Source organism: uncultured Flavobacterium sp. (genome assembly GCF_937967675.1).
Taxonomy (GTDB): domain Bacteria; phylum Bacteroidota; class Bacteroidia; order Flavobacteriales; family Flavobacteriaceae; genus Flavobacterium.
The window spans coordinates 1-10,529 of record NZ_CALBSN010000029.1 but is presented as its reverse complement, the minus strand read 5'-3'; the positions used below and the strand labels follow the sequence as shown (position 1 = coordinate 10,529).

The following is a 10,529-nucleotide window of genomic DNA, read 5'->3' as shown; positions in this document are numbered from 1 at the left end:
ATAAGACCTCGAGTAGTTCCAGCTACTCTAACGAAATTATAGTGTAAATATAGTATTATTTTTAATTGTGCCGATGCTCCTTTTTAAAATTTAACATTGTAAAATGCAACTTTTTTATTGTTGTATTTTAATTATTTTTTTTACAAAAGCCTTACAATTTGTTTGTTCTAAAAAAATGTTTTCTAGCGTTTTTCTATTTAACATTCTTAATACGGATTTCCACATTTTTATCTCAATCCCATTGTTTACTTTAGGTGCTGAAGCATCGACCTAAGTTTTACCTGGTTTTAAATTCATGTAGTAGTATAGGTTGTGTAGGTGCTTTTTTTTTCATAAGTTTGAAAAAGTCAGAAATTAATTACTTACCTAATGACACTTACACAATACATCGATAAAATAAACACGCTTTACAAAACAGGAAACGCTCGAGAACATTCGTATCGTGGTGACCTTCAAAACCTCATTATGGCCATTTTGCCTGATGTTTTGGTGACCAATGAACCCGCTCGAGTAGATTGTGGTGCGCCTGATTATGTGTTAACCCGTAAAGACGTTCCTGTTGGTTACATTGAAGCGAAAGATATTGGAGTAGACTTAGGAAGCAAAACTCTAAAAGAACAATTTGACCGCTACAAATCGGGATTATCGAATTTGATTTTTACCGATTATATGGATTTTCATTTTTACAAAGATGGAGAACTAACCACCAAAATTGCGATTGCTACCCTTCAACAAGCTCAGGATGGTAAATCAGTTGAAATTGTTCCCATTCCTGAAAACTTTGATCAATTCAATCAACTCATAAAAAACTTTGCCGAAACCATTTCGCAAACCATTAAGTCACCCACTAAATTGGCGCAAATGATGGCAGGAAAAGCAAAGTTAATGGCTGATATTATTGAAAAATCATTAAACTATGACGACCAAGAAGGCAAACGCTCACAACTAAAATCGCAAATGCTTTCGTTTCAACAAATGTTGATACACGACATCGATAACAAAGCGTTTTCTGATATTTATGCGCAAACTATTGCTTACGGTATGTTTGCAGCTCGTTATCACGACCCAACTTTACCTACTTTTTCAAGAATGGAAGCGGCTGAGCTTATCCCAAAATCAAATCCATTTCTTAGAAAATTATTTCAAGACATTGCGGGTTTTGATTTAGACACCCGTTTAACTTGGATAGTTGACGAGTTAGTCAATATTTTCCTAGCTTCAGACGTGGCTACTATTATGAAAAACTTTGGTAAAAGCACCAAACAGGAAGACCCTGTAGTACACTTTTACGAAACGTTTTTAGGGGAATACAACCCAGCATTAAGAAAAGCTCGAGGGGTTTGGTACACACCGCAACCTGTTGTGAATTTTATTGTACGTGCCGTAGATGATATTTTAAAAACCGAGTTCAATTTACCACAAGGTTTAGCCGATACCAACAAAATAAAAATTAAGAAAAAAGCCGTTACCCAAACGGGAACGGGTGCCAACTCCAAAATAAAAGAAGTTGAAACCGAAACAGAAGTTCACAAAGTACAAATCTTAGACCCAGCTACAGGAACAGGAACTTTTCTTGCTGAGGTAGTAAAACACATACATAAGAAATTTGAAGGACAACAAGGCATTTGGAGTAAGTATGTAACCAATGATTTAATACCAAGATTAAACGGCTTTGAGTTGCTTATGGCAAGTTATGCCATGGCGCACTTGAAAATGGACATGCTGCTTACCGAAACAGGTTTCAAGCCAACAGACGACCAACGTTTTAAAATATTTTTGACCAACTCATTAGAAGAAGCACACCCCGACACCCAAACCCTTTTTAGTAGTTGGTTAAGTGACGAAGCCGACCAAGCCAACGCCATAAAACGTGACGCACCTGTAATGGTGGTAATTGGAAATCCACCTTATAGTGTTAGTAGTACAAATAAAAGCCCTTGGATTGAAAGCCTTACAGCGGATTACAAAAAAGATATGAAAGAGCGAAATATCCAACCTCTTTCAGATGATTATATTAAGTTTATTCGTTTCGGTCAACATTTTATCGATAAAAACGGAGAAGGTATTTTAGCCTACATTTCTAACAATAGTTTTGTTGATGGAATTATTCACCGTCAAATGCGAAAACATTTATTGGAAAGTTTTGACAAAATTTATATTCTAGATTTACACGGAAACGCTAAGAAAAAAGAAGTTTCTCCTGATGGTTCAATTGATCAAAATGTATTTGACATTATGGCTGGTGTATCAATTAATCTATTCATAAAAACAGGCAAGAAAAAAGAGAATGAATTTGGAGAAGTATTCAATTTTGATTTATATGGAAAAAGAGAGTTAAAATATGATTTTTTGAACAACAATAATTTATCGAATATTGAATGGAACTACTTAAAACCCAATATACCAAATCTTTTTTTTGTTGCAAAAAACGAATTAGTTAGGAGTAAATATGAATTAGGTTTTTCAATTAATGAAATTTTTAGACTTGGAGCTACTGGAGTCATAACAGAAAGAGATGCTTTAACAATACACCACGATGAAAAAAAATTGGTTGAAATTATTGAACAACTTAAAATATTGAATGAAGAAGATTTTCGCAATATTTACACACCTAAACCAGATGGTAGAGATTGGAAAGTTTCGTATGCTAAAAATGATGTTTTAAAAAACCACGGAGTTATTACTGATATTTTATACAGACCATTTGATGTCAGAAAAACTTATTATACTGGAAAAAGCAAAGGGTTTATGGCTTATCCAAGAAATGAAGTAATGTCGCATATGGTTAATAACAATTTAGGGTTGTGTTTTTCTAGATTAGTTACAGGAAATATTGATTGGAGAGATGTATTGGTAACAAATAAAATAGTTGAAAAAGGAGTAATGGCAATGAGAGTTAGTAATAATGCACCTTTATTCCCGCTTTATCTTTATACACAAACAAATGACCAACAAAGTCTGTTAAACGAAGTAGTTCGAACACCAAATCTTAACATGGAAATTGTGAATGAGATAGCCAAAGGGTTGGGGTTATCATTTACACCAGAGAAAGAAGACGGCAATGTTTGTTTGGCAAATGATAAAGACGTTCGCTCAGAGTTTAGAACCACATTTGCTCCAATTGATTTATTGGATTATATCTATGCGGTGCTTCATTCACCAACCTACAGAGAAACCTATAAAGAATTTTTAAAAATAGATTTTCCTAGAGTGCCCTATCCACATCATGTAGGGGCAGGTCGCGATGTTGTGGGGACAGGTCGCGATGTTGTAGGGACAGGTCGCGACCTGTCCGTACAGGAAATTCAAGAAAATTTTTGGAAATTAGTAGCATTAGGTGGCGAGTTGCGCCAAATTCATTTGTTAGAAAGTCCTATTGTAGAAAAATACATCACGCAATATCCTGAAGATGGCGACAACGTTGTAACAAAACCAACTTACAAAAATGGCAGCGTTTACATCAACGACACCCAATATTTCGCTAACGTTCCTGAAGTAGCTTGGAACTTTTACATTGGCGGTTACCAACCCGCTCAAAAATGGCTTAAAGACCGTAAAGAACGAGAACTAGGCTTTGAAGATATTTTGCATTATCAAAAAATCATCGTTGCTTTAACAGAAACGGATAGAATAATGAAGGAAATAGATAAAATTGAAATTTAATATGCGAATTATCATAGAAAACGAACTTTTAGAATTGCAGTATATTCCAGGCAATGGCGCTTGGACGTACCAATTAATTGTTCCCAATACTAAAGACATTAAAGGCAAATGGGGCGATTTAAAAGTTTCGGGCACTATTGATGGTTATGCTATTCAACATAAGAATTTAGGACCGGTTAAAAATAGAGATAAAAAGCTGGCTGTTAATTCTGAAATACGAAATGCCATTCAAAAAACAGGTGGCGATAAAGTATTGGTTACCTTATTTTTAGAAGACACCCAAAAGACTGACGAGCAAGCCATTTTAGATTGTTTTGCCGAAGCTAATGTTTTGTCTGTTTTTCAAAAACAAGATAAAACCTATCAAAAAGAACTTTTACAAGCCATACAAGATGTAGCCACAGAAGAGCAACAAGTGGCAAAAATTGTGGAAGTAATTACAATTTTGGAGGGTAGGTAATTCATTTTTATAAAGCATTTACGCAGATTTTTTTTGCTTTCGTTTATTAAATATGTATACTAATTAAAAAAACAAATCTTAATTTAATTATGAAATTTTTAAAATTTATAATTTCAATATTTTCTTTAGTCGCAGTACAAAATTTATCAGCCCAAAAAATAACTCTTAACGAGTTACATACAATGGCCAGCTATAAAAATTGGGAAACCACAAACAAGTTTTTAATTAGTAAAGGTTGGGATTATTATGATTCTTCTGAAAGTGATGGTATTGGTTATAATACAATTTCCTGGGCGCATGGAAGAAACCTATATGACAATGCAAAAGCTAAAGGATGGTTTTATGTTTATAATTATGAGGGGTTACCAAATAAGATTATGTATCGTTTTAGGCAAAAGGAGTTTTATAATACGATAATTCAACAAGTTTCTTCAAATGGTTATAAATTGACAGATGAGGAAATATTAGATAATCGTGTTGTAGCATCCTATGAGAATAAGTTATTCTATTTAAAGATAGCTTATAATCGTGAAGAGGATAGTGATAATGATGATGATTATTATTATGGTGGCTCCAATAAAAAAACTTACACAGTTTATGAAGTAAGCATTTATAAAAAGGGAGGAGTGTATGATCCTAATAATGGATTTAAAAAGGATTATGATGAGTATGGAAATGTTATTTCAACTTACAATTTAAAAGATGGGAAAATAGAGGGTTTATTGACAAATTACGATTCTATTGGAAGAGTTAAAAGAACAGCAAATTTTAAACTGGGGAATTTAGAAGGACCTTCTGTTGAAAATTTTTATCTTGAAAATAATGAAGATTACTACAGTTTTTATGGTAATTATAAAAATGATGAAAGAGATGGAAAATGGATTGGAGAAATTGTAACCCCAAATGAAAAAAAACAAGTCCAAGAGTTTTATTATGTAAATGGAAAAAAAGAGGGATTAAATAAAGAAACTTCGGAAAATGAAATTCTATTCCAAAATTACAAAGAGGATAATTTAGAAGGAGCATCTTTTGTATATCTGAATTTGAAACGTGCTTTTATTGGAGGTTATCCATCAATTGATACAATCTCAAACAAAGTTGTTTTACAGGCTGAATTAGAATATAAACAAAACAAATTAAATGGAAATGCTAAATACTTTGATATAGGTGGTTCTTTATTAGCGGAGGGTGTTTACAAGGACAGCTTAAAAACGGGTTTATGGAAATTTTATCATGAAAATTTAGTAGATTATAATGATAAACCGCTTGATTGTAGTGGAAGACTATATAAAGAATCTAATTATGTTGAGGGGAAACTAGAAGGAGTTCAAAAAAGATATTCTTTGCTTGAAAAAAATAAAGTGCCATGCAAACAAGGAGAAGAAAATGATGAGGGTTGTTATGAAACTGTTTGTATTTATTTTAATGAAATAGCTACTTATAGCGATGATAAATTAAATGGGGCATATGAGATTAGAGGGCCTGATAATGAATTATGGTCAAAAGGATTTTATTTGAATGGAAAAGAAACAGGAAAATGGACTATTTATGGAAAAAGTAAATTTTGTTTTTGGTTAAATAAAAAGTCGTTTGAAACAGGTGTTTATTTTAATGGTCAAAAACAAGGTAAATGGGAACGTTACGAAAATAATGACCTTTTAGAAAGTTATTTTTATATTGATGATGAAATTGACGGAGAACATATCACTTATGCTTTTAACAAACCTGCAGAAAAAAAATATTTTAAAAAAGGAAAATTATATCGCTTAGAAAAATTAGATGGTGCTGGAAATGTGAGTAAATCATATACAATAAAAAATGAAACAGATTCTAAATTAGATTGTGTCGTAGTTGAGAATTTATCAACTGGAATTTTTACTCAAGCATATAGTTTTATAAAAACTGCTGATTTTGTAGTTTTACCAATTACATTTCATTTAGATTTTGAAGGTGCTACTGAATCGATAAAAAAACGTAATGGCCTATTTGAACACAAATCTTTAGATGGTAAAATAATTAGCACAGGCAATTACACTTCAAATGTAAAAACTGGAACTTGGGAAAATTATTATTATGATCAAAATGTAAGAGCTACTTTTACATATGATGGTTATGGTCAAATTACAAATGAATATTATATTGATTTAAAAAGAAATGAACCTTTTTCAGATGAATTTATTTTTAAAGCTGAAGATGGTACTTATGAAGAAAGAAAAATAAAGAATGGAGTTCGAAATGGAACTACTCGTTATAAAGACGCAAACGATAAAACGATAAAAAAGGAATCTTATAAAGATGGGATTTTAAAAGAGTAATTGTTACAATCTATTCTACAAAATTTTAAAGGCTAAAGAAAACTATTATTTCTTTAGCCTTTATTTTTTACCATCTAATATCTTTGAGTTTCATTCGATAATTATCACAATCTCTACAAGTATATTTAGATTGCCAAGTTAGAGTAAGTTCATGAACCCCTTGATTTTGTCCAAATCTAGATGTATTAATATCATAGGAATATCCAAATTTAAATTCGCCAGCTCTCATAGAGACAAAAGGATTAAGAGAAGTAACAAGATGACTATTTGTACTTCTTCCTTCTGGGTTGGTAGCTGCAATAACTCCAAACGAAAACATATTCATTTCTAAAGAGGCACCAATATCTAATCGATTAAATTGAGATTGTCTCATGTAATTAAAAGATACTAATAAATCTGTATCTGCAGGCAAAATCATAGTTGGCGAATTATCTAAAGCAAAATAATAGCCACCATGTACTGATAAGAACAAATCTAAAGGCACATTACCATTTTCAAGAAAAGAAATGTCAGGACGAGTTAAGTGTTTTAAGGCAGCTCCAAACCATGCATTTTCTTCATCAACTAAAACCCCAAAAGAAAAATCCACAAAATTGATTTTATTATTATATCTAAGAAAACCGGGGTCAATACTACTTCCTGAGATTGAACCATCATTAATGTTTATCTGATCTTCTAATAGTAAATTACCAAAGTTAAAATCTTTACGTCCAAAACCTCCTTCTAAACCTAATCTAAGACGCCAGTTATAATTTAAATCTATTCGATAAGAAACGGCTCCATTAAATTGAAAATAGTTATAATTTGTGAAAGTTTCTTTTTGATTTAAGACTGTAATCCCAACGCCTAAATTGTCGGTCACTAAGTTATTAGCAAATCCATATTGGGTATCAATTCGTCTATTACCTTCTGGCCATTGCCTCCTATGGATTATCCCAGCATTCCATGAACTTGCAGATCCAGTAAATCCCGGATTTAATGTTTCAGGAACTATTAAAAATTGTGTAAATACAGGGTCTTGTGCCTTAACTTCAATAAAAGGGGTAACAAAGACTAGTAATATATATAATTTAAATTTCATTTTTTTCTAATTCTTATTTAATTAAGACAAAAGTTTCTTCAGCTCTTATTATACTTCCATAAAACGTTTCAGCGCTTACCTTACAATGGTAATTTCCGTTTTCAGCATTAACACCTTTTATTGTGCCATCCCAGCCACGAAGTACATCTCCAGTTTCTGAATAGATTAAAGAACCCCATGTGTCATAAACATCCATACGAACATTTTTTAAACCTTTTGTAACAGGTCTATAAGTGTCATTTAGTGCGTCATTATTTGGTGTAAATGCAGTTGGAACTACAAGTAAATATCCTTTTTCAACTAGTAAGCTTATTGTATGAACATACACACAACCAAAAGGATAAGTAACAGTTTGAGTTACTACATAGTTTCCTTCCAGTACATAAGTATGAATTGGATTTTCTTCGTTTGAGAAAGTGCCATCACCAAAGTTCCATAATATACTCACATAATCACCAGTAGCCGTATTTGTAAACTGTATAGGATCTAAAATTGAATATATTCCATAGGCAGTGTATCCATAAGAGTTTTGATCGAAAGATGCATTTCCTATAACAGGTATATCTACGTTTAAGCTGTAAGTAGTGGTACAACCTATGGCATCTGTAGCTGTCAAAATCACTAAACCATCCTGATCAGTGGTCATAAATTCATTGTTAGCGCCACTAACAGTTCCGCTCGACCAACTTAATTGTATTGGTGGAACTCCACCTGATACTTGTGCTTCAAAAATCTGACTGATGTCTCTTGTTTCACAATTAACATTAGTATCAGTTTCTACATTCAATGTTAATGGTTGTGGTCGGTTTACACTATATTGTGCTGATTTTGTACAACCTCTTGAATCAGTCACTAAAACAGCATAATTTCCAGAAGAAATAGTATTTAAATCTTCAGTAGTTGCTCCATTTGACCAACTATAAATAAATGGAGGAGTACCTCCAGATACTAATAGATTAATAAAACCACTATTCGCATCATTACAATCTAATGCATTTTGAACATTTGCACTTAAAACAAGTGGTTGTGGTTCAACAATGATGAAAGTTCTAACAATGGTACATGGTTTTGAGTCTACAATAGTTACCGTGTAGGTACCAGGTGCTAAATTATTTCTAACTAAACCTGCAGTACTTCCATCACTCCAAGTTAAAGAGATTGGTTGTATTCCACCAACTAAGTTTAGATTAATGCTTCCATCATTAGCACCATAACAAGAAATATTAACAACTACAGGATTTATTGTAAATATTGGAGCTTCAGGAATATTTACTACAATTGTTTTAGTACAACCATTGTTATCTGTTACTAAAATGGAATAATTACCAGCAGCTAAATTATTTTGATAAAACCCAGTAGCTAAATTATCCCATTGCGCTTGGTATGGGCCAGTTCCGCCTGTTACTGTCAATGTAATTGAGGCATTATTAGCGCCATAACATGTAATCGGTGTTGTGGTTGCAGTAATTATAATATCATCAGGTTGGCTAACCGTAAGTCCTGTTACTATTTTTCTACCTCCATTAGCATCAATAACTGTTAGTGAATATACTCCAGCGACTAATCCTGTAAATTGAGGGTTTAAATTAGTAGAATCTATAATTGATGTTACTAGGTTGCCATTACTATCATATAATTCATAATCATAAGGAGGAACCGATTCTTGAGTAATTAATACACCAACAGCGCCATTGTTATCGCCAAAACAAATCAGATTTATAGTAAGACTTAAATCTGGCTGAATAAGTAATTCAGGTGGTTGAGTAAGCGTAAAAGTTAACACTATTGGAGCACAATAACCATCATTTATAGTTACAGTATAGGTTCCAGCAAATAATCCAGATATATCTTCAGCGGTTGAGGTAAATCCGTTTGGTCCAGTCCAATTATAAGTATAGGTTCCAGAACCTCCAATTGTTGTTAAATTGATAGCTCCATCATTACCACCAAAAACACTAACGTTATACCCATTGTAATTTGAAACTACACCAGAAGATGTGAATGTAGGATTAACTGTTATAGAATAGTTGTAAACGTTCCCCTCACATGAAGATCCATTATTATTAAAAGTTGCTGTTGCAGCATAAGTAATTGTCAATGGAGCATTTGTTGTATTTATTAATGTTTGAACTGGTATAGTGTTTGTCCCAGAACTTAATGCACCAGTAATTCCAGTTGGAATTGTAGCATTCCACTCGTAAGTAATATTTCCTGGAAGGGTTGAATTTAGAGTAACTAATGATGTATTAGTCTCGTTACAAATAGTTTGATTTGGAAGGTCAAAAGTAACATCAGGTCTAGGATAAACTTCAATTGTTATAGTAAATGGATTACCTGTACAAATACCTGCTATTGGGGTAACAGTATATACAATTGTTTGTATTAATGTACTATTGTTTGTCAATACTTGACTAATTTGACTACCTGTGCCAGAACTTGCTCCTGAAATATTTGGATTATTACTAATAACCCAATTATATGTTGTACCTAAAGGGACTATTGTATTAGTATTTGGAATACCATCAATAGGATTTACTGTAAACCCTTCTTCGCTACAAATAATAAATGATTGATTTTCAATACTTGGTTTCGGATTTACTGTAATGGTATAAGTAAAACTACTACCGGCACAAGCAGAAGTATCGTTTGTAGCTGCTACTGCAGTATAGTTAACATCAATAGGCGTGTTAGTACTGTTTACTAAGTTTTGAGCAGGTATTGTGTTCGTTCCTGAAGTAATAACCCCTGTAATTCCTGTAGGTTGAGTAGCAGTCCAAGAGAAAGTAGCCCCTGGAGTGGTACTGCTTAATGTTACAACTGCAGAAGTATCCTCTGAACAAATGGTTTGATTAGTAGGTGAGAAGGTAACCACAGGGCTAGGGTTTACGATGATGGTAAACGTTTCTGCCACTCTGGAACATCCATTGGCTGTTGCTATAACAGATATAGTTGCTATTATAGGAGCTGTTCCATTATTTGTTGGTGTAAACACAGGGATGTTTCCAGTTCC

5 protein-coding genes are annotated in these 10,529 nt (G+C 32.8%); 3 read left to right on the top strand and 2 right to left on the bottom strand.

The window, feature by feature from the left end:
• Positions 1 to 369: 369 nt before the first annotated feature.
• The 3 genes from Q0075_RS01655 (at position 370) to Q0075_RS01645 (ending at position 6,438) form a co-directional block, all read left to right on the top strand.
• Complete coding sequence (locus tag Q0075_RS01655; protein WP_297868004.1) at positions 370 to 3,663, top strand: type ISP restriction/modification enzyme; 3,294 nt, start codon at positions 370 to 372, stop codon at positions 3,661 to 3,663.
• A gap of 1 nt (position 3,664) precedes the next feature.
• Positions 3,665 to 4,123 (top strand): DUF1905 domain-containing protein, encoded by a 459-nt coding sequence (locus tag Q0075_RS01650; RefSeq protein ID WP_297868003.1) that lies wholly within the window; start codon positions 3,665 to 3,667, stop codon positions 4,121 to 4,123.
• A gap of 89 nt (positions 4,124 to 4,212) precedes the next feature.
• Positions 4,213 to 6,438: a hypothetical protein gene (locus Q0075_RS01645; RefSeq protein WP_297868002.1), complete on the top strand. Its 2,226-nt coding sequence runs from the start codon at positions 4,213 to 4,215 to the stop codon at positions 6,436 to 6,438.
• A 67-nt stretch (positions 6,439 to 6,505) separates the two neighbouring features.
• Here the strand turns inward: Q0075_RS01645 and Q0075_RS01640 are convergent, their stop codons facing one another.
• Together Q0075_RS01640 and Q0075_RS01635 are read right to left on the bottom strand one after the other, a co-directional pair.
• Positions 6,506 to 7,519: a PorP/SprF family type IX secretion system membrane protein gene (locus tag Q0075_RS01640; protein ID WP_297868001.1), complete on the bottom strand. Its 1,014-nt coding sequence runs from the start codon at positions 7,517 to 7,519 to the stop codon at positions 6,506 to 6,508.
• Positions 7,520 to 7,532: 13 nt separating this feature from the next.
• The coding region (locus Q0075_RS01635; protein ID WP_297868000.1) for a PKD-like domain-containing protein at positions 7,533 to 10,529 on the bottom strand (2,997 nt) is incomplete at its 5' end.

Coding starts and splice junctions, on each gene's coding strand:
- Q0075_RS01655 (WP_297868004.1), top strand. CDS start 370: ATGACACTTACACAATACATCGATAAAATAAACACGCTTTACAAAACA.
- Q0075_RS01650 (WP_297868003.1), top strand. CDS start 3,665: ATGCGAATTATCATAGAAAACGAACTTTTAGAATTGCAGTATATTCCA.
- Q0075_RS01645 (WP_297868002.1), top strand. CDS start 4,213: ATGAAATTTTTAAAATTTATAATTTCAATATTTTCTTTAGTCGCAGTA.
- Q0075_RS01640 (WP_297868001.1), bottom strand. CDS start 7,519: ATGAAATTTAAATTATATATATTACTAGTCTTTGTTACCCCTTTTATT.